Source organism: Flavobacterium amniphilum (genome assembly GCF_023634845.1).
GTDB lineage: Bacteria > Bacteroidota > Bacteroidia > Flavobacteriales > Flavobacteriaceae > Flavobacterium > Flavobacterium amniphilum.
Genome location: NZ_JAMLJL010000025.1, coordinates 12786 through 34607 on the forward strand (window position 1 = coordinate 12786; position 21822 = coordinate 34607).

The following is a 21822-nucleotide window of genomic DNA, read 5'->3' on the forward strand; positions in this document are numbered from 1 at the left end:
AACATATTTAATCCCGATTGTCATACTGAGCTTGTCGAAGTATCGTCGGGATTTTTTATTTTTACATAATTCAAAATTTAAAGTATGCGATTAACCATTGTTATTCTGACATTATTATCCTTACATCTTTCCTTTGGACAAAACAAAAAGGAAATTGTTTCGGAAGAAAGTATCTCGAAAACATTATCATTCCTGACATCCGATGCGAATAAAGGAAGGGAGCCCGGTACTCCGGAAATGGAAAATGTTATGAGTTATCTGGAACAGATTTACAAAGACAATAATGTGAAGCCTTATTATGAAACGTATAGGGATAAATTGTCAAATTTTGAGCAACCTGCCTATAATATTGTCGGTGTGATTGAAGGGAATGATCCGGTTCTGAAAAATGAATTCGTTGTTATTGGGGCACATTATGATCATATAGGAAAGGCACAGGAAGTTGCCGGTGATATCATTGCAAACGGTGCGAATGATAATGCCGTGGGAACAACTGCTGTAACCGAATTGGTTAAGTATTTCGGAAAAAATAAAAATAATAAGCGTTCCATCATATTGGCATTGTTTACTGCTGAAGAAAAAGGATTGTTGGGTTCACGCCATTTGGCCCAAAACATGAAAAAAGCCGGAGTTGATGTGTATTTCATGTTCAATTTTGAAATGATCGGTGTTCCGATGAAAGGAAAGGATATGCTGGTGTATATGACAGGAATCACAAAATCGAATATGGCAAAACGAATGAATGAATATGCCGGTGAAAAATGGGTGGGTTATATTCCGGCGGAAACACATTATCAATTATTCAAGGCATCAGATAATTACCCTTTTTACCAGGAATACAATATTCCGGCACATACCATTTCGACTTTTGATTTTGAGAACTATGATTTCTACCACCATGTGGATGATGAATTCGAAAAAATGGATTTGAAGCACATTCAGAAAGTTGTCAATACCTGTATTCCGGTTTTGGAAAAAATGATTAATGCCCCACAAAAAGAAATTCTGTTAGATGGAAAATAAAAATATTATTATAACCGGAACTTCAAGAGGAATCGGTTTTGAATTAGCTTTATTATTTGCGAATGCCGGCCACAACGTTTTGGCTATTTCAAGAAAAACACCAAAGACTTTAATTGAAAATCCTAATATTACTTGTTTGTCTGTTGATTTATCTGTTGATGAAGATTTGCAGAAAGTGGAAACTTTTATTCAGGAAACCTGGAAAAAGGTTGATGTGTTGATTCACAATGCAGGGAGTTTATTACACAAGCCATTTGAATTGATTTCGGCGGCAGAGTTTGAAAATGTTTACAAAGTAAATGTTTTCGGAGTGGCTAACTTAACCCGTATTTGTGTTTCGTATCTGCAAAAAGGGAGTCATGTTGTAACGATAAGTTCGATGGGCGGTATTCAGGGAAGTATGAAATTTCCCGGGCTTGCAGCTTACAGTTCCAGTAAAGGAGCTGTGATTACGTTGTCGGAATTATTGGCAGAAGAATATAAGGAAAAAGGAATCGCCTTTAATGTACTGGCATTGGGTGCAGTCCAGACCGAAATGCTTCAGGAAGCGTTTCCGGGTTATGAAGCTCCAATTTCTGCTAAAGGAATGGCCGATTATATTTTTGATTTTGCTTTGACCGGAAATAAATACTATAACGGAAAAGTGTTGCAGGTTTCTTCAACCACGCCTTAAAGAATGAGTGAGGTTCTTCTAAAATATTTACCCGAACATGCCGTTCCCTTGTGTTTTGAATTAATCAGAGCGAATCATGTGCATCTTAAAATTGTCAATGAGCGCCTAACGCGTCATGGGGATTACCGAAGGGATGCGCAGGGATTTCATCTGATTACGGTAAACGCAGGTCAGAATAAATACCGGTTTTTGATTACTTTGATTCACGAAATTGCACATTTAGTTGCTTTTGAAAAATACGGAAGACACATTAAACCACACGGTGATGAATGGAAACTGACTTTTCAGCGGTTGATGGTTCCGTTTATACGGCCTGAAATATTTCCGCAACAGTTATTGCCTTTAATCGCCAGACATTTCAGAAATCCGAAAGCGAGTAGCGATACTGATGCAACTTTGGCCTTGGCCTTAAAACAATTTGATCCGGAAAATGATAAAAATTATGTATTTGAAATTCCGTACGGGAGTGTCTTCAGAATACATAATGGTAAAATATTTAAAAAAATCGCCTTGCGTACCAAACGAATCGAATGTCTGGAAGTTGCGACCGGAAAGGTGTATTTGTTTAACCCTAATGCCGAAGTCGAACTTTTACCGAACTAGCTGAAATTCTTCGTATATTTGCCGATTCGTTACGTTGTAACTTTTAAACTATGAACAAAAATTATTACGCTATAATTATGGCCGGTGGGGTAGGTTCCCGCTTTTGGCCAGTGAGTACAACCGAGTTTCCAAAACAGTTTCACGATATGTTGGGAACCGGTGAAACTTTAATACAAAAAACATTTGCACGTTTATCACAAATCATTCCGAAGGAAAATATTTTAATCCTGACCCACGAGAGTTATAATGATATTGTTTTGGAACAGTTGCCAATGGTAAAACAGGAGCAAATTGTTCTTGAACCTGCCATGCGGAATACCGCTCCTTGTATTTTGTATGCATCATTAAAAATAAAAAAGCAAAACCCGAATGCCGTAATGGTTGTAGCACCATCCGATCACTGGATTGAAGATGAAGTGCAGTTTTGCGCAAACCTGCAACATGCTTTTGATTTCTGTGAAAGAGATGAAAATTTAATGACTTTGGGAATTTTGCCAACGTTTCCTAATACCGGTTACGGATATATTGAATTCGATAAATTGGATTCACGTCCGGTAAAAAAAGTAAAACAGTTCCGTGAAAAACCGGATTATGCTACGGCACGTAAATTTATCCAAAGCAGAAATTTTCTCTGGAACGCAGGGATTTTTGTATGGAGTGCCAAGTCAGTTTTAAAAGCTTTTGAAGAATTTCAACCCTCCATGTATGCCCATTTTATGAACGGATATGAAGCTTTGAATACAGATAAAGAAAATGCTTTTATTCAGGATAATTATCCTTTGGCGCAAAATATATCGGTCGATTATGCCATTTTGGAAAAGGCACAGAATGTGTATGTACTTCCGGCCACTTTTGACTGGAACGATCTGGGAACCTGGGGTTCATTATATGACAAATTACCAAAAGACGAACAAGATAATGCTGTTGTCAACGCAACCGTTGTACTTGAAAATGCATCTAATAATATCATCCGTACTGAAGGGAAAAAATTAGTTGTTGTCGATGGTTTAACAAATTATATTATTGTTGACAAAGAAGATGTTTTACTGATTTATCCAAAAAGTAAGGAACAGGATATTAAAGCTGTAGTGGCAAAGTTGCAAGCTAAATAATTCATTTCTTTTGGGTAAAATCTATTTTTTCTTCATAATCCTATGGGTAAACGTATGCAGTTCCCAAGGATTGAATTTTTCATTGAATGTAACTGCAGTCAATGAAACATGTCCGGGTAACGGAAGGTTAAATTTTACTGTTTCCAATGCAGCGGCAGATGGAACAGTAATTTTTACGGTTTACAAATTACCGGATGTTACTACACCAATTGTTACTACACAGGCAAATACGTTTACAGGATTAGTAGCGGCAAACTATAGGGTTGTTGCTACTGAATCATTGCCAAACGGAACAATAAATACAAGACAAAGAGATGTTTTGATTCTTGATAGGATTGCACAAATGCAATTGAATTTTCAAAAAGTCAATCAAACCTGTACCCATCTTGGTTCAATAACAATAGCGACAATTTCAGGTTATCCTGAGTCTTACGAAATTATTTCCGGACCAATTACTTTTGCTCCGCAGCCTTCAAATGTTTTTAACGATCTGGTAAACGGGAATTATACTGTAAAGGTTGTGGATGGTTGCGGTGAATTCATTATTCAAAATGTAACGATCGAAAATTCCAGGGCTCTTCTGGCTTTTGGAGAAAATAGATTGTCTTTAATGAATTGTAATTTTTTAAGTGACAGCGTTTTGGTTACTGCGCAGGATGAAATATATTATCCGGTAACAGTTCAGTATACCGTCTATCAGCCGAATGGAACCACAACAGTTTCTTCGCAGGTTATCAATTCAGGCGATCCGGAATCATTGTCGTTAATCCGCATTGTCCCTTTTCAAAACGGCCAGATATACCGTTACAGAATTGCATTGACAGATGCTTGCGGAAATATTTTTAACAGTGGTGAGATAAGTTATAATCCTTCCATGAAGGTTTTTGCCGAGATTAATTTGGTTGCCTGTACAAAAAAAAGAGTCGAGCTTAACATCAATGCATTTGGTATTCCTCCGTTTACTGTCAATTTCCTGAGCAGCCCCCCAGGCTTTAATCCGGTTTTGTTTAATAATTCCCATCCAACATTTAATTCTGATGTCATTTCATATTACAGCTCATCTGTAGATTTGCCAACTGGAAGTTATAATGTACAGATAACAGATTCCTGCGGAAAGACAGATAATGTTGTGTTTACTATTGATAATGTATTGCCAGCACCAACCATAATTGTATCCCAGTTGAAAGGATGCGGGGAAGGTTTCTCTTCGCTTTCAATGGTTGCCAATAGTTCATTGTACCAGATCACATCTGCTGAATTGGTGGCAGCTCCGGTTTCTTATGTCACTTCACTTCCAGTCAATCTTAATTCGAATATTTATCAGGGAGAACTTATCATGGAAAATTTGCCTTCCGGAGAATACAGATTTAAGATTACCGACCGATGCGGGAATATCCACAATGTTTCTGCACAGGCTGTAGGATATTATACAATTTCCAATAATGTAAATGTTATTGAAGATTGTGCTTCATTTAAAATTGATTTGTTGAATATCTCAAATGTGACACAGGGTTTAGCATCGTTTTGGCTTCAGAAATTTGATCCGGCAACAAATAAATGGGTACATCCGGTTACGGGAATGTCTTCAAATGATGATGTCAACAGTTTAAACGCAATAAGTCTGAATAATAATGCAATAAGTAATGCAGTTTCCATAACCGGGAAGTTCAGGGTCATGAAGAAGTTTTACTCTTATAAATTGCCAACCCCATCAAATACAAGTACAACGAATTATTGTTTCGAGGAAATTAAGAGCTTTGATTTCAATCTGGAACCAAGAATTAATAATATTTACAGTTTTTCCTGCAGTAATAATTCGTATCAGGTGATTGTCGAAGCAGGAGGTGCCGCGCCTTTCAGATACGAAATTGTTGCCAAAAACGGTCAGCCGTTTTATATTGATAATGCCAATTCAAGTGTATTCAATGGTTTGTCGGCCGGAGTTTACAGTTTTAAGGTTACGGATAATTGCAATAACATAAAAAACAGATTATTTGAAGTCAGCGGTAATGTTATCCTGCCGGTAATGGCAACTCAATTCTGTAATGGAAGTACTGCAAATCTAAGCGTTCCTTATTTTTCGTATCTACATTACGAATGGTGGAAAGGTAACAACACTTCGCAAATTCTGAGTACTTTGAATACGCTTGCTTTTAGTCCGTTTAATTTTAATACTGATGCAGGTATTTATCATGTCAGAATAACAAATCCGGGTAACCCAAATACATGTATTAATTTTGTTTTGGACTATACCATTCAGAATTCTTTAAATAATCCTGTTGCCGGTAATGATTCCGAAACTACCATATGCGGAGCCCATAGTATAATTGATCTGAATTTGCTGCTTTCTGCCAACCATGATTCAAATGGAATGTGGAGTGAAATTAGTAACAGCGGTGTGTCATTGATAAACGGTGTCTGGGATTCAACAAATGTGGCGGCAGGAGCTTATACTTTTCAATACAAAGTTGACGGTCTGTGTGATAGGGATGATCTTGCGGTTATAAAAATTAATTTAAAAAACCAACCGCAAAGCCCGAATGCTTTTTCAGACAGTCATGTGTGTATGCTCGGGGAATTGCATTTATATGCTTCAACGGTGTTTGGAGCAACTTATGTATGGACAGGACCAAATGGTTTTACATCAAATGACCAAAATCCGGTGTTGTATAATGTTAACTCTTTAATGCAGGGAACATATACAGTGAAGGCAATTTTGGACGGATGTGAATCTGTGCCAAGTTCTGTTGTGGTTGCCATCAATGATTTTCCGGACTTTCAGTTGAAAACATGGTGCGAAGGAAATAAGATGATCAAAGTAGATTTTGTCAATCAGAATGCCAACCAAAATCTGTACAGTTACGACTGGGTATATCCAGATGGAAGCATACATCCGGGAACCCAATCGATAGAAGTGGTTAATGGGCAAACCGGAAATTATTCGGTTGTTGTTACTGATTTTAACGGTTGTGATGTCCAAAAAACAATTGAAATTAATTGTACTTTCTGTAACATACCCAAAGGAGTTTCGGCAAACGGAGATAACGCCAATGATAGTTTTGATTTGAGTTGTATAGATGATATCCGGAATGTGAAAATATTTAACCGTTACGGAGTGCTCATTTTTGAAAAAGATAATTATATAAACGAATGGAAAGGATATGATAAAAATGACCGTCTGTTACCTGTCGGGACTTATTATTATCTTATTGCATTTTACAATGGTGAGCCTAAATCGGGTTGGGTATACCTGAACTATTAATTTGATTGAAAAATTTTATTCAGTATGATTGTTGACTTTATGAAAAGAACGCTGATACTATTTTTTTTGATACTGGCTAATCTGTCTTTTGGCCAGTTATCTGATTTTACGTTAAATGTTACCGCAGTCAATGAAAGCTGTCCAGGTAACGGAAGATTGAATTTTTCGGTTTCCAATACGACAGCAGGAGCGACAGTGGTATACACTGTTTTTAAATTACCGGATGTTGTAACGCCAATTACTGTAACAAGTGCCAATAGTTTTACCGGACTGATAGCAGGTAATTACAGGGTGGTAGCTACCCAGTCTTTAGGGGCTGAATCTAATTCGCAACAACAAGATATTGTCATTGTCAGTCAAATTGTTCCATTGACTTTTGATTTGGTTGGCCAAAATGAGGTTTGTGGTAACGACGGAATGATAACAGCAAATGTAACTCAGGGGAACGCGGTATCCTATGAAATCTTTTCTGGTCCGGTGATAAGACCACTACAGGCTTCTAATGTTTTCACAGGATTGATAGCTGGGACTTATCAGGTAAGGGTTTTTAACGCTTGCGGGGAAGGAGTGGTACGTTCCTATGTTGTTTCTTTAATTTCTTCAGGTTTAATAATAACCTCGCCAAATAATATTGAATTTTTAAGTTGCAGTGAGACTGTTGAGCATCAGTTTTTCAGTCATTCAGCTACCACGGATATTCTTTATCCTTTAGCTGTAGAGTGTACTGTTTTTCCTCCGGGCGGAGCAACTCCATTAGTTTATAATCAAACAGTCAATGGTCCTAACAGACTTAATGATGCATTTTTTTATTCACAGCAAATGCCACTTTATCCTTACCAATACTATACTTATAATATAAAAGTGACAGACAGGTGTGGAAATATTTACAGAAACAATAATATTGTTGTTGACTCCGATATAACTCCTATTTTAGTCAAAAGCGATACTGGTTGTGGTATATTCAATGTTACTTATGTGTGGGTTTTGGGAGTATCCATAATTTCAGCGCCTAATACATTTCCCGGGATTTTACCATACTCATTTACTCCCGGTAATTTATCGGCAAGTGCAACGGGCCTTCCTGCGGGTAATTATACATTTTCTGTAACAGATCTTTGTGGCAATGTAAGGATTGAAAATAGAATATTGGGTCCTGCCGAACTTCCCTTTTTTCGTTATTTTGAAGGTTGCGAAACTGGGATGAGTCAGATTATGAGTTTTGGGACTTCATTAGAGTCAGCTGTCATAATATCTGCACCTGCTACATATTCAAATACACTTCCATACGATGTTTCAAGTAATATTTTTAATGGAAGATTTATAATGACATTGCCTGGAGGGAATTATGTTATTAGAGTTCGGGATGTTTGTGGTAATATTACTACCCATAGAATTTCAACCCAGGGATATAGGGAAGTTGTAAATTTTGAACTGATTAGGAATTGTAATTCATTTGATTTTAATTTTTCCCACAGCAGTAATTATACAGGAGGTAATATTTATTATTGGCTGCAAAAAAGAGATCCTTCCACGAATACATGGGGCCACCCGATTACAGGATTTACTTATATGCCCAATACAAGACCTGATAACTTAAATTCCATGGCTATCAGAAATAACAGTATTACAGCTAATATTGTTGGTACAGGTTCTTACAGAATCGTAATATCTGATGATAGGGAAGCACAATTTTTTTGTACAAGGGTTATTAAAAAATTTGGATACTCAACAGATCCGGTGATTAATAATTTCTATTCTTTCGCCTGTCCAAACGGTACTTATGAAGTTCTCGTTGATGCAGAAGGGTTAGGGCCTATGACTTACAGGATTACTACAAAAAACGGGCTGGCTTTTGTCCTTAATAATGGAAATTCACCGTTGTTCTCAGGTTTAGCTCCCGGTATTTACAATTTCCAGGTGGAAGATGCCTGCGGTAATATTTTGAACAGAGTGTTTGAAATTGGTGATGAAATTATATTCCCGATAACAGCATCTGAATTGTGTACAGGACAATCTGGTTCTTTGTCTCTACCTAATTTTCCTTTCCTTCATTACGAATGGTGGAAGGATAATAATACAACTACTATTCTCAGTACAACCAATGTACTTCAATTGAATCCGTTTAATGTGCCGGCTGATTTCGGGATTTACCATGTAAGGATAACTAATCCGGGCAATCCTAATTCCTGTATCAATGAAGTTATTGATTATACAATTTCACCTGATTTGTTGACTCCTGATGCAGGGGATGACAACAGTGTCTCCTATTGTGGTAAACAGGGGATGATAAATTTATATAACTTGTTGATTGGAGATTACGATACAGGCGGACATTGGGAAGAAACAACAAACAGCGGATTTCTGAATAATAATTTATGGGATTCGGCATCAGCCTTAAATGGTGTTTATCATTTTAAATATATTGTTAATGGATTGTGTGGGGTTCAGGATGAAGCACAAGTCACAATTGAAATTAAGGAGTTACCCATGAAACCCGATGTGACATTTGATCCTGTCCTGTGTGAAAACGGGAGTTTGAATTTGCATGCAAGTACTGTTGCGGGGGCGACTTATGTCTGGAATGGACCTAACGGATTTACTTCTGCTTTGCAAAATCCGGTCATAACAAACCTGTCAAATGTAAATAATGGTGTTTATACCGTTTTTGTTATAAAAGACGGTTGCCCGTCAGAAGTAAGTTCTGTTATGGTTGATGTGAAAAAAGCATCTGAAATTACAGTATCCGAAGCCTGCGAAAATGGAATTAAAAAATTATACGTGCAATCATTATCAAATGGAAACGGACAAAATCTGACGGGTTTTACCTGGACTTTACCGGATGGCAGCACCCAAAATGGGAATCCTTTGATTGTTACTGCCGGTAATACCGGTGCTTATACGGTTGAGGTTTTAAATCAGGAGGGTTGTCCGTCTAACTTGGTGTATAATGTAAAATGTGATTCCTGCGGAAATATTCCAAAAGGTGTTTCTGCAAACGGGGATAATCAAAACGATTATTTTGATTTGCAGTGTTTGGAAAATTTCAAAAATGTCAAAATATTTAACCGGTATGGGGTGCTCATTTTTGAAAAAGACAATTATCTGAATGAATGGGGCGGATATGACAAGCAAGGACGTCTTTTGCCTACCGCTACTTATTATTACCTGATTACATTTAATGACGAAAGCTTTAAATCGGGTTGGGTATACCTGAACTATTAAATAAAAAAGGAGTCATTTTGAACTGCCCCCAAAAAGTTAGATACTATTTGGGGGTATTTTTATGGAAAGAAAAGTCAAGTATAGTTATGAGTTTAAACTTCATTGCGTAGAGGAGTTTTTAAAAGGTCATGGTTCGATTAAATCTGTAGCCAGAACAAACGGATTGAATGAATCCAGTCTTAGGTTATGGATAGGTTTTTATTCAAAACAAGGGAAGTCAGGTTTAATCCCCAGAGCAACTCAAATTTATTCAGCTGATTTTAAGTTAAAGGTTTTGGATACTATTAAAAATAAGTTTTTATCTTTGAATGAAGCCTGTCTGCAATTTAATATCCCTAGCAATTCTATCATTATCAATTGGCAAACAAGATATGATCAATATGGTTCAGATGGCTTATTAAACAAACCTAAAGGCAGGTCTAAGGTTATGACTTACAAAAGAGCTAAAAGAAAATCAAACAAACCCTTAACCAGAGAAGAAGAACTTTTGTTGGAGAATGAGTCTTTACGTGCAGAGAATGAACTTTTAAAAAAGCTGCAAGCCTTAATTCAAGCCGAGGAAATCGAGCAAAGCAAAAAGCTCAAGCCATAGACGAATTAAGGCATAAATATGATTTACAACTATTGTTGAATCATATGAATATGGCTCGGAGCAGTTACTACTACTATCATGCAAAAGCTGAATTAAAAGATAAATATAGCCAAGTTAAAGAGTTGATAAAATCGATCTACCATGACCATAAAGGGAGATTCGGCTATCGTCGTATTACTTTAATTCTAAAACAAAAAAACATAATAATCAACCACAAGACTGTATTGAAATTGATGAGGGTTCTGGGTTTAAAAAGTCTGATAAGAGTTAAGAAATATAGATCATATAGAGGAGAACAGGGGAAGATAGCTCCAAATGTATTGCAGCGTAATTTTAAGGCAGATAGACCTAATGAGAAATGGGCTACTGATATTACCGAGTTCAATGTGTTAGGTAAAAAGCTATATCTATCTCCGATAATTGACCTGTTCAATGGAGAGATTATAAGTTATGAATTATCGGAAAGAGCTGATAGCAAACAAGTTTTTACGATGCTCAAGGCATTTTTTAAAAAAATAGCAAATAATACAAATCTAATTTTGCACTCTGACCAAGGATGGCAGTATCAAATGAAGCAGTATCAAAGACTTTTAAAAGAAAAAGGAGTCATACAGAGCATGTCCAGAAAAGGCAATTGTCTTGATAATGCTATCATTGAAAACTTCTTTGGGATACTCAAATCTGAATTGTTCCATCTTAAAAAATACAAATGTGTAAATCAATTGAAAAAGGAAATCAAAGAATATATAGAATATTATAATCACAAGAGAATTAAACTTAATTTAAAAGGAATGAGCCCGGTGGAATACCGAGCTCATTATTATCAAACTTAATTATAAATTTGTCTAAATTTTTTGGGGCACTCTATTTTTGACTCCTTTTTTAATATCTTAGAATAGATTAAATTCCTTCTTTCAATACTGCTTCCCTTACTTTTTTGAATAATTCGGATGAATATACAAAATCGGTAACGGCTTCGTTGTCTGTTTTGAAAATCTGGCTTTTGTCTCCTTCCCAGGCTTTTAAACCATTTTTAAGGAAGACGATTTTGTCACCAATTTCCATTACCGAGTTCATATCGTGTGTATTGATAACCGTCGTAATGTTATACTCTTTCGTAATTTCCTGGATCAGGTTGTCGATTACGATTGCCGTTTTCGGATCCAGTCCCGAATTGGGTTCATCACAAAACAAATACTTCGGATTGTTCACAATCGCCCTGGCAATCGCCACACGTTTTTGCATACCGCCGGAAATTTCCGAAGGTTTCTTTTTATGGGCATCGATCAGTTTAACACGCTCGATTACAAAATCAACTCTTTCCTTGATTTCTTTCTTGGTTTTATCGGTGAACATCTTCAACGGGAAACCAATATTTTCTTCCACCGTCATCGAATCAAACAAAGCACTTCCCTGGAATACCATCCCGATTTCTGTCCGCAATTCACGTCTTTCATCATCGGTCATGCCGGAATAAATCCTTCCGTCAAACGAAATGGTTCCGCTGTCAACATGGTGGATTCCCAAAAGTGACTTTAAGAATACGGTTTTACCCGAACCGGATTGTCCAATGATCAAATTGGTTTTTCCGGCATCCAAAGTGGTTGAAATTCCTTTTAACACCATTTGTTCGCCAAATGATTTTTTTATGTCTTTTACTTCAATCATACTTAATTAGCTAAAAGGAGTTGGGTTAAAATATAGTTGCATAAAATGATCACTACCGAAGTCCAAACGAAAGAAACCGTACTGGCTTTTCCAACTTCCAATGCACCACCCTTCATGTAATAACCGTGAAACGAAGGAATGGTTGCCAGTAAAAAGGCAAAAACAAAAGTTTTCATAAAGGCATAAGTCACGTGAAACGGAATGAATTCTACCTGGATTCCGTTGATGAATTCGTCAGCTGAAGTAAATCCTCCGTAAACGGCTGCCATCCATCCGCCCAAAACACCTAAAAACATACTGATTCCAATCACGAATGGGTATAGTAATAAAGCTATCAATTTTGGAAACACTAAATAATTCAATGAATTTACACCCATTACTTCCAAGGCATCAATTTGTTCGGTAACACGCATGGTTCCAATACTTGAGGTAATGAACGAACCCATTTTACCGGCCATGATGATCGAAATGAATGTAGGGGCAAACTCCAAAATAACCGATTGTCTGGTTGCAAAACCGATTAAGTATTTCGGAATTAACGGATTGGTTAAATTCAAAGCGGTCTGGATTGCCACAACCCCACCAACGAAAAAGGATATAAAACATACAATCCCCAAGGAATCGATTATCAAATCATCAATTTCTTTGAAAATCAACTGGCGCATCATCGACCATTTTGTGGGCTTCTTGATAATTTCACGAAGCATTATAAAATATCTCCCGATTTGCGATAAATAGCGTATTAACATCATTGGCTTTAAAATAAAAGCGAAAATACGAAATTGTTATGAGTTTGAATGTTCCTGAAGGTATTTTTGGATAATCAGATTTGGTACGGTATTGAGATCTGAGTGGGAATTTTCTTTTTAAACGGGTTTGAATTTAAAAGTGAAGATTTTCTTAATTCGGGTTGTTTTTAATGTGCAAGTGACTAACTTTGTGGTAATCAAGAATTTGAATTTTGTTTTTGATTTTTTCCTTTCAATAAATTTACCCTTCGAACCAGTCATTGGTAATTAAAATCAGTAGATATGGAAGGAATTAAAATGACTTATGTAGAGCTTAAAAGCAGAATAACTGATTTAAAGCAAAAAGTAGATGAATTAACTTCCGTATTGGAAGAAACCTATCTAACTTCCCAACGGTCAATTTTGGAAAACCCCGGTGGTCATCCCCCTGTGAGCCATGATTTTATAAACGCAGTCTTGCATAAAATTAAAACACCTCTGGATACGGTCGTCGGATTGGCTAAACTGATGAGCACGGCTAAACTGGATATTGAGGAGAGAGCTTATCTGGCAAAAATCATCAACAATTGTTCCAATGAACTTCAGGGTGCATTTTCTGAGTTCATGAGTTTTAGTTCCTTAAAGCAAAATGGAATACGAATCACAAACGATGAAGTTTCACTCAATGAAATATTGGATAGCCTGAAAGAGAAATTCCGCAGTCAGGTTTTTTTTAAGGGACTGACTTTCAAATTGGTGAAAGGATTGCCGGATGAAGATAGGGTAATGATCGATAAAAATATCATGATAGAGGTTTTTACAAGTCTGCTCAATAATGCTTTACGGTTTACCGATCAGGGATTTGTTGAAATGGGTTACCAAGTAATCGACAACCGGATCAGTTTTTATGTGAAAGACAGCGGAGTGGGTTTTGATCCGGAATTTAAAGAAAAGCTATTTGGTTCGCTGAACCGTGATGAAGCGATAATCGACGGTGAAACTAAATTCGGTTTGGGGCTTTCAACAGTGAAACATTATGCTGATTTGCTGGGCGGAACATTGAAAGCAGAATCGGAACCGGGTGGAGGAAGTGCTTTCTATTTTGAAGTCCCCTATGTTCCGGCAGCAAGAAAAATAAAAAGCACAGCTCAGAAAAAAACAATCAAAGTGTTGATTGCAGAAGATGAAGAAATCAGTTTTATGCTGCTGAAAAAATTACTGGATAAAGGAAATGTGGAAATCATCCGGGCCAAAAATGGAGAAGAAGCCTATGAGATTTACAAAAATAATCCTGATATCAATTTGATTTTGATGGATATCCGGATGCCGCAGGTGGACGGTTATGTCGCTGCCCAACTGATTAAACACGAAGCGCCCGAAATTCCGATTATTGCACAGTCGTCTTATTCGTTTAAAGAGGATAAGGATGATTACGGAAATGCATTCAACGGCTATCTTTCAAAACCGGTCAACAGAAAAGATTTCGAATCGGTGGTGCATAAATATATTGATATGACTTCGCTGAATTAAAAGCAGCAGTGATAAAAAAGAAACCTCACAATCGTGAGGTTTTTTTTATTTGAATATTTTTTCTTTCATTTTTTTCCAGCGGTAGGCTTTGACGAACTTTGCCTGTTCGGGTGTGACCAACATGCCTTTATTTTCGGCTTTTGCTTTCCAAAAACCTCGGATGTAATCAATGAATAACAATGGTTTTCTTTTTCGCATCGCTAATTTCAATGATGCAACCGCCGTGATGAAAAATCCGTAGCCCAAGGTATAAAACGCTTCTCCCTGTTTGTAACGCGAAGCTTTGTTGTAATTGGCTCCAGTCGGTTTGAGGTGTTTGACTTTTAAAGATTCATCGGTCACGACTTTCCAATTGTAATATTTGCACAGCAATTCGTCAACCGTGTCCCAACCCATAGCGGGTTTCAATCCGCCAATTTGCTGAAAGGTTTCTTTTCTGTAAGCTTTAAAAGCACCACGGATGTGGTCCTTATCGGTTAAATTCTCCAAAATCCATCCGTCGTTTTTTTCAATGTAGGCAAATCCGCCGGCCATTCCTGTTTTGCTGTCACTTTTGAAATGTTTGATGATGGTTTCAAAATAATCGGGAGGGAAAATCAAATCTGAATCGCCCTTTACCATAATATCATAATTGTCGTCCAACGTTTCCAATCCGGCCTGAAACGCCTGAATCACTTTACTTCCCGGTAAATGAATGGCATCCGATTTTTTTTCAACCAAAGAAATCCAGGAATGTTTTGCAATATAATCCTGAACGATTGCAGCGGTTCCATCGGTTGAATTATCATTGACAACAACTGCTTTTTTGGGTAAAACAGTCTGATTAACCAATGATTCCAATGTTAAACCGATAAATTTTTCTTCGTTATGTGCCGGTATGACGATATAGTAGTCCATTCTCACTAATTAGTTTACAAACGTACATAAAATTTTAAAAATACATTTTATCTGAAGTTCCCGCTTACCTTAATAAATAAATAAGTTTTAAAGCGGAAATATCTTTATTTTTGTGGGAACAGAAAAACAATGAAGAAAATCGCTTTTATCGAGATGGAAACCCATTCGGCTTTGTTGGAGCAGTGGTATCTTTTAGTCAAAGAAATGACGGCTGTCGATTTTCATTTTTTTGTAAGTCCGAAGGTAAACGACAAACTTACGGCTATTCCAAAGGAGCATATTTCAGAGATTCTTTCCGTTCCGGAGACAGACTTCTCGCATTTTGACGGAATTGTGATCAACACTTTACACCGCGATTTTAAAGATTACCAAAAATTATTCGGACAAAAACCGGTATTGTGTCTGGTTCATAACCTGAACTTCAGTCTCTTCTTTAAAAGTATTTCACTGGCTAATGTTTTTAAAGAAAAGGAAAAATTCACCTATTTCCTGAAATTATACCTCAAGGAAAAAGTGGCGTCCGGCCGGAAAGTAATTCTGAAAGTCAAACAATTCGGTGTAATTTCAAAGGCGGCATTGCAAAGCATAAAAAAAGACGGTAGCTATTCAAACCAATCGAAACTGATTCAGATGAATTACTGTCATCAGTCGGAATTTCCGGAAGATGAGGCAGTCCACATCGTAATGCCGGGCAATGTTTCCAATAAACGGAAGGATGTCGATCTGGTGTTGAAGGTTATTTTACAATTGGAGCCACAATCGGTACTGCAGTTTACATTTCTGGGCAAACCTGAAAATGATTCGGTGCGCGGCCAATTGGAACAGTTGAAAAAGAATTGCCATCCCAATATAAGGATTACCTACTTCAGTCAGTTCATCCCATGGGTGAGTTACAGTAAAATCATCAGCAAGGCACATTTGTTATTGTGTCCGATAAAAGAGCAGACTTCCTTTTACTGGGTGGATGAATTTTACGGAAGCACGAAAGTCAGCGGGAGTGAAGCCGATTGTATGTACAACGGAAAAATTGGATTGTTCCCGGAAAGCTATCCTAAAATGGATTGGCATAACTTATATTACGGTAACGAACAGCAGCTTTTGGCTATTTTAAATACGCTGACGGTTGAAAAATTACGCGATGAATATTCCCATTTGCAGGAATACATTCAAAAATATACTTTTGAAAAAGTTAAAAATGAATTGGAAGCACAGCTTCTGGAACTAACACATAACTAATGTTACAGTCATTGATCAAACTGGCCTACAGTTACTGGCCGTCTTTATACAAAAAAAGATATTATAAAACCTTGGGTTCCTTATCGACCGGGAATTACAAATGCGAACCCGAATTGTTGTACCTGCATCAGGTGTTGCAACAAGATTCTGTTTTTGTAGACATCGGAACCAATAAAGGAATTTATTTATATCAGGCGGAAAAAGTCATCAAATCCGGAAAAATTTACGGCTTCGAACCGAATACCAGTCTGGTGAATTATATCAAGCCATTATTTCCTGCAGTGGAATTATTTCCATTGGCGGTTTCTTCGAGCACCGGAACATCGGTGTTGCATATTCCCAAAAAAGGAAACGGTTTACAGGATACCCGTGCTTCATTGGAAGATATGGGGGATGAGGTTGAACGGATTGAAATCCAAACCATAACACTCGATGACTGGGCCACACAAAACAATATTACCAAACTGGATTTGGTGAAGATTGATGTCGAAGGCCATGAGTTTGATTCGGTTAAAGGATGTAAAACGATTCTGGAAACCCTCAAACCAATCTTCATCATCGAAATCGAATTGCGTCATGCGCATTATCCAATCAAGGATATTTTTGATTTCATCATTGGTTTTGGTTACGAAGTATTTTATTTCGACAGAAAAGCATTAAGCTTACAGCCTTTTGAAGTGTCACAAATGGCCGACCTCCAGAAGGATGAATATTTGAATGATTTTAATACCTACATTAATAATTTTATATTCGTTCCGAAAGAATTATAAATTATGAGTTATGAGTTATGAGTGAGAGTATCGTAAAGAATAAGAGTTATCAGTTAGCAATTGAAGGAGTTCGTTTTTTTCAGTTATTGCAAAATGATAAAAGAGAGTTTGTTTTAAGTAAACAATTTTTACGTTCCATAACATCTGTTGGCGCAAATGTGAGAGAAGCAATTAATGCGCAATCAAAAGCAGATTTTATTCATAAATTGTCAATCTCACAGAGAGAATGTGATGAAAGTATTTATTGGTTAGAGTTATTAAAAGATACAAATATTGTAACTGAACAAGAATTTTCACCAATTTATGATCAGGCAAAAGAAGTTTTAAAAATCATTAGAAGTATCATCATCACTTCAAAGAAAAATTTAGTTCATAACTCATAACTCATAACTCATAACTCATAACTCATAACTCATAACTCAAAATGTCGGTAGTTGCACGTCAAAGCATAAAATACAGTCTGATAGGATATTTCAGTACTTTTATTGGCATTCTGTCAACGGTATTCCTATACCCGAACGACTTGGAGTTTGCCGGTAAGCTACAGTTCGTTTTCCAGACTGCGATGCTGATCCTGCCGGTGGTGGCGTTGGGAATTATGCATGCCAATGTGCGCTTCTTTCCGAAAATGTCTGCCGATAACCAGCAGCAGCAACTTTTCAAATTTTCGATTGTATTCATCATTGGTAATTTTTTTATCGGTGTCGCGATTTTACTTTTGGCCACGCTGGTTTTTCCGCAAATCAAAAAAATGGATTTTTGGGAATACAGCCAGTATATTTTACCGATGGCGTTACTGTTGGCGTTGATTCAGCTGTGTTCAAAATACATTTCCATCAAAAAGCGAATCGTTGTTCCGAATATTTTTGAGAATGTTTTTCCGAAACTGGGAATGGTTGCCGCTTTTGTTTTCTTTGTATTTTATGGATATTCCGAAGAAAACTCGATGCTGTATTATATGGCGTTTTTCGTATTGGCCTTGGCCGGTATGCTGATTTATCTGAACCGTCTGGAAAAAGTCTCCAAGAAAATTAATTTTTCATTCTTACGGAAAGAAGGATTTGGCCGCGAACTGATGGTGTATTCGTTTTACACATTCCTAGGCAGTATGGGTTCGGTTGTGGCGTTGAACATTGATACCTATATGATTGGTGAAATGCTGACGTTCGAGGAAGTCTCGATTTACAATACGTCACTCAACCTGGTACGCATGATTACAGTTCCGGCTTTGGGTGTGTATACGATTTCAGCTCCGATTATCGCCGGTTACATCTCCGAGAATAATATGGCCGACTTAAAAAGTCTGCACCACAAAACGTCGTTTTATCTTTTTGTGATCGGGACGGTGTTGTTCGGACTCGTAGCCGTTGGCATGGACGATTTGTTTGCAATGATGAAAAACGGGGACCAACTCGCGAAAGGGCTGCCGGTCGTGTACATCATGGGGTTTGCGTTTCTGTTTGACCTCGCCACCGGATTCAACGGGTATATTATTTCCAATTCGAAGTATTATAAATTCAATAACACGACAACTGTTGCATTGGCAATATTGACCGTAACCACCAATCTGATCTTCCTGTTCTGGTTTAAAATGGGAATCGTGGGGGTTTCTATGGCGACAGCGATATCATTGACAACGTACAACCTGATCAAAATTATTTTCAACTATAAAAAATTCGGTGTGCACCCGTTCAGTATGAAGTATGTGTACGTGTTGGCCGTATTAGCGGTTGTACTTGTTACCGGATATTTCCTGCCGGATACACCCAATAAATTTGTAACGCTTTGTTATAAACCGGCTGTCGCTTTTGTGATTTTTGCTGTGGCGAATTATGTTTTGAAAATTATTTCTATTAAGGAAGTGATGCCGAAGTCTTTGTTTAAGTGACTTCGAGAACACTTCGACAAGCTCAGTGTGACACCTCAGTCAACGTTTCTTGCGATGCTAGTTCTCGGTTGTGGTGACTTCGAGAACACTTCGACAAGCTCAGTGTGACACCTCAGTCACCGTTTCTTACGATGATAGTTCTCGGTTGTGGTGACTTCGAGAGCCTCAGTCACCGTTTCTTGAGATAATAATTCTCGGTTCTCGGTGGCTGAGGCTCTCGAAGCCACATCTGCAATTTATTCCTGTTACAAAAAAATATTTTTTCCAAATTAATAACGCAAACTGTTATTAATTTTTATTTTTTCCAAAAAAGTAACATAAACCGTTATTAATTTTTATTTTTTTTAAATAAATAACAGTTTGAACCTGCTACACTGTCAGATAAAATTCACGTATAAATACGTATTGTCAGAAAATTCGGATAGAGGTATATTGTTTTGATAAACAACTAAAAACGAAACAACTGTTATGTCAACAATACCCCTTGAAGATTCCTTCGCCCAGACACTCCGGGAACGGATAAACAATTATTTTAAAGAAAATGATATTTCGGTAAAAGCCAACAGGGAGATGAAAATCAAAATGATTACCGGTTTGCTGTGGTGGTCACTTTCGTATCTGTTCATTTATCTGTTTTCTTTTGACAAACTTTCTTTTTTCCTGTTGTATGTCTTTCACGGATGGGGACATATTTTCTTTTCTTTTAATGTGGGTCATGATGCTTTGCACAATGCTATTTCAAAAAAAGGACGCATTAATAAATTATGGGCGTACAGCTATGACCTTTTGGGTGTGAATACCTATATGTGGCGTTTCATGCACCATCAGGGACATCACTCTTGCCTGAATGTTACGGGAGAAGACATGTCGCTTGAAACAGCGGGTTTTTTCCGGCTTTCAAATGAGCAGGAATTAAAACCTTATCATAAGTACCAACAGTATTACTCTTTTATTATTTATGGTTTGTACCTGTTGTATTATGTTTTCTATAAAGACTTCAAATACTTTTTTAATAAAAAGAATATACACTTAAAGGATATTAAACATCCCGTAAAAGAATGGATCATCCTTTTTGCCGGAAAAGCTTTTTATCTTTTGTATATGCTTGTCCTGCCATTGGTACTGTTGCCTTTCGGATGGGCTTTTATCCTTTTTACATTTGTGTTTACTTTATTTATGATCGGATTGGTGATGTCTTTTACTTTTCAGACCACACATATCATAGATTCAACCTATTTTCCGAAACACAACTCCGAATATGAAAACTATGTGTACCATGTTTTTGCGACCACAGCCGATTACTCGGTTGAGAACAAGCTGTCGAATTGGTTTTTTGGCGGATTGAACATTCACATCATTCACCATCTCCGCCCGGATATCTGTCATATCCATTATCAGAAACTGACCGGAATTCTTAAGGAAGTTGCCGCCGAATATGGTGTAGTCTACAGGGAAAACAAAACGGTTTATGAGGCGTTCAGGTCGCATATGACGGCCCTGAAATTATTGGGGAACGGTAGTTTAGACCGGGAAATAAATAATAATCTTAATTACGCACGGTTTATTAAGGGGTGATTGGACTTCGACAAGCTCAGTCACCGTTTCTTGAGATAATAATTCCCGGCTCCGGTGACCGAGTGGTTGTTGAGCTTGTCGAAGTATCGAAGCCACTGTTCTCAAAAGCTGACGCGAGCATCCCGCTCGTGTCCGTATATTTTTTACTATCATTTGATACTATCACAATGCTGACGTGAGCTTCTAGTTCGAGTCCAATGCTAAATGGAACAAATAAATAATTGAAGTTGTTTTATTGGGCAAACTTGTATGACACGAGCGAGACGCTCGCGCCAGCGATACCACTTCCCTAAAAAACTGATTCCGGCAATCAAATTAAAAAATACAATAAATCATTAAAACGCTGTATATTGTATTCAATTTTAAACAATGATTATGAAAATCAATATACATTTCATCTTATTAAGTTTATTCGCTATGCTTGGCTGTTCGTCCGATAGTAATTCAGAAAATGAGGAACCGGTAAAAACGGTGATCTATTTGATCCGTCATGCGGAAAAGGCTGATGCCAGTGCCGACCCGGATTTATCTGCGGCGGGTTTGACACGCGCCAACAACTGGGCGGTCATCTTAGACGATGTGACTTTCGATGCTTTTTACAGCACCGACTATAAAAGAACGAAACAAACGATACAGCCCACGGCAACCCGGGACGGGAAGACGGTGGTGTTATACAATCCTGCAAGTTTCACACTCGCAGGTGTGGTAGCAGCCCATCCGGGAAAAAATATTTTTATTGTGGGACACAGCAATACGATCCCGGCTTTGATCAATACGTATATAGGATCCAATGTGTATCCTGATATGGCCGAGTCGGAATTTGGGAACCTGTATAAGGTTACCGTTGAGGATGGTGAGATTACGCACGGGATGACGGTGCATAATTGATTTGGGGTTTGGTGACTTCGAGAACCTCAGTCACCGTTTCCTTAAGTAGGAGCTCTCGGTTTCCGGTGGCTGAGGCACTCGAAGCCACTTTCTTTCGTTGGCTGAGGTTCTCGAAGCCTAAATGTAGCGCGAGCTTCCAGCCCGTGTCCAATTGT

The 21822-nt window shown here is 37.5% G+C and carries 16 protein-coding genes and 1 pseudogene; 14 read left to right on the plus strand and 3 right to left on the minus strand.

Annotated elements, in window-relative coordinates:
* Positions 1-84: 84 nt before the first annotated feature.
* The 7 genes and pseudogenes from NAT51_RS18380 to NAT51_RS19840 all read left to right on the plus strand — a co-directional run bounded on the left by NAT51_RS18380 (position 85) and on the right by NAT51_RS19840 (position 11320).
* On the plus strand, positions 85-1023 hold the full coding sequence (locus NAT51_RS18380; RefSeq protein ID WP_250601331.1) for a M28 family metallopeptidase: 939 nt from the start codon (positions 85-87) through the stop codon (positions 1021-1023).
* Complete coding sequence (locus NAT51_RS18385) at positions 1013-1696, plus strand: SDR family NAD(P)-dependent oxidoreductase (protein WP_250601333.1); 684 nt, start codon at positions 1013-1015, stop codon at positions 1694-1696. The genes NAT51_RS18380 and NAT51_RS18385 overlap by 11 nt, the downstream gene beginning before the upstream one ends.
* Before the next feature lie 3 nt (positions 1697-1699).
* Positions 1700-2299, plus strand: a complete 600-nt coding sequence (locus NAT51_RS18390) for a SprT-like domain-containing protein (RefSeq protein ID WP_250601335.1) — start codon at positions 1700-1702, stop codon at positions 2297-2299.
* A 50-nt stretch (positions 2300-2349) separates the two neighbouring features.
* The gene (locus tag NAT51_RS18395; protein ID WP_250601337.1) at positions 2350-3411 is read left to right on the plus strand and encodes a mannose-1-phosphate guanylyltransferase; all 1062 of its coding nucleotides are present in this window, start codon (positions 2350-2352) and stop codon (positions 3409-3411) included.
* Positions 3412-3421: 10 nt separating this feature from the next.
* On the plus strand, positions 3422-6673 hold the full coding sequence (locus tag NAT51_RS18400; RefSeq protein ID WP_250601339.1) for a gliding motility-associated C-terminal domain-containing protein: 3252 nt from the start codon (positions 3422-3424) through the stop codon (positions 6671-6673).
* A gap of 39 nt (positions 6674-6712) precedes the next feature.
* On the plus strand, positions 6713-9895 hold the full coding sequence (locus NAT51_RS18405) for a gliding motility-associated C-terminal domain-containing protein (protein ID WP_250601340.1): 3183 nt from the start codon (positions 6713-6715) through the stop codon (positions 9893-9895).
* A gap of 61 nt (positions 9896-9956) precedes the next feature.
* Positions 9957-11320 (plus strand): annotated as a pseudogene (locus NAT51_RS19840) (IS3 family transposase).
* 67 nt (positions 11321-11387) lie between these two features.
* Here NAT51_RS19840 and NAT51_RS18420 read toward each other — a convergent pair.
* Both NAT51_RS18420 and NAT51_RS18425 read right to left on the minus strand, forming a co-directional pair.
* On the minus strand, positions 11388-12155 hold the full coding sequence (locus NAT51_RS18420) for an ABC transporter ATP-binding protein (RefSeq protein WP_250601344.1): 768 nt from the start codon (positions 12153-12155) through the stop codon (positions 11388-11390).
* Positions 12156-12157: 2 nt separating this feature from the next.
* Positions 12158-12907 carry an MlaE family ABC transporter permease gene (locus NAT51_RS18425; protein ID WP_394799712.1) on the minus strand — a complete coding sequence of 250 codons (750 nt, stop codon included), beginning with the start codon at positions 12905-12907 and terminating at the stop codon, positions 12158-12160.
* Between the two features lie 279 nt (positions 12908-13186).
* Here NAT51_RS18425 and NAT51_RS18430 point away from each other — a divergent pair, with 279 nt between their 5' ends.
* Positions 13187-14413 carry an ATP-binding response regulator gene (locus tag NAT51_RS18430; RefSeq protein WP_250601346.1) on the plus strand — a complete coding sequence of 409 codons (1227 nt, stop codon included), beginning with the start codon at positions 13187-13189 and terminating at the stop codon, positions 14411-14413.
* 45 nt (positions 14414-14458) lie between these two features.
* On the opposite strand, the gene NAT51_RS18435 is transcribed toward NAT51_RS18430, so the two are convergent.
* The gene (locus tag NAT51_RS18435) at positions 14459-15310 is read right to left on the minus strand and encodes a glycosyltransferase (RefSeq protein WP_250601348.1); all 852 of its coding nucleotides are present in this window, start codon (positions 15308-15310) and stop codon (positions 14459-14461) included.
* Between the two features lie 129 nt (positions 15311-15439).
* Here NAT51_RS18435 and NAT51_RS18440 point away from each other — a divergent pair, with 129 nt between their 5' ends.
* The 6 genes from NAT51_RS18440 to NAT51_RS18465 all read left to right on the plus strand — a co-directional run bounded on the left by NAT51_RS18440 (position 15440) and on the right by NAT51_RS18465 (position 21667).
* Positions 15440-16546: a glycosyltransferase family protein gene (locus tag NAT51_RS18440; RefSeq protein ID WP_250601350.1), complete on the plus strand. Its 1107-nt coding sequence runs from the start codon at positions 15440-15442 to the stop codon at positions 16544-16546.
* Positions 16546-17316 (plus strand): FkbM family methyltransferase, encoded by a 771-nt coding sequence (locus NAT51_RS18445; RefSeq protein WP_250601351.1) that lies wholly within the window; start codon positions 16546-16548, stop codon positions 17314-17316. The genes NAT51_RS18440 and NAT51_RS18445 overlap by 1 nt, the downstream gene beginning before the upstream one ends.
* A 17-nt stretch (positions 17317-17333) precedes the next feature.
* The gene (locus tag NAT51_RS18450; RefSeq protein ID WP_250601353.1) at positions 17334-17699 is read left to right on the plus strand and encodes a four helix bundle protein; all 366 of its coding nucleotides are present in this window, start codon (positions 17334-17336) and stop codon (positions 17697-17699) included.
* Positions 17700-17740: 41 nt separating this feature from the next.
* Positions 17741-19204, plus strand: coding sequence for a lipopolysaccharide biosynthesis protein (locus tag NAT51_RS18455; protein WP_250601355.1), 1464 nt, complete (start codon positions 17741-17743; stop codon positions 19202-19204).
* 468 nt (positions 19205-19672) lie between these two features.
* Positions 19673-20779, plus strand: coding sequence for a fatty acid desaturase family protein (locus tag NAT51_RS18460; RefSeq protein WP_250601357.1), 1107 nt, complete (start codon positions 19673-19675; stop codon positions 20777-20779).
* Between the two features lie 417 nt (positions 20780-21196).
* Positions 21197-21667, plus strand: coding sequence for a phosphoglycerate mutase family protein (locus NAT51_RS18465; RefSeq protein ID WP_250601359.1), 471 nt, complete (start codon positions 21197-21199; stop codon positions 21665-21667).
* The last annotated feature ends 155 nt before the right edge of the window (positions 21668-21822 follow it).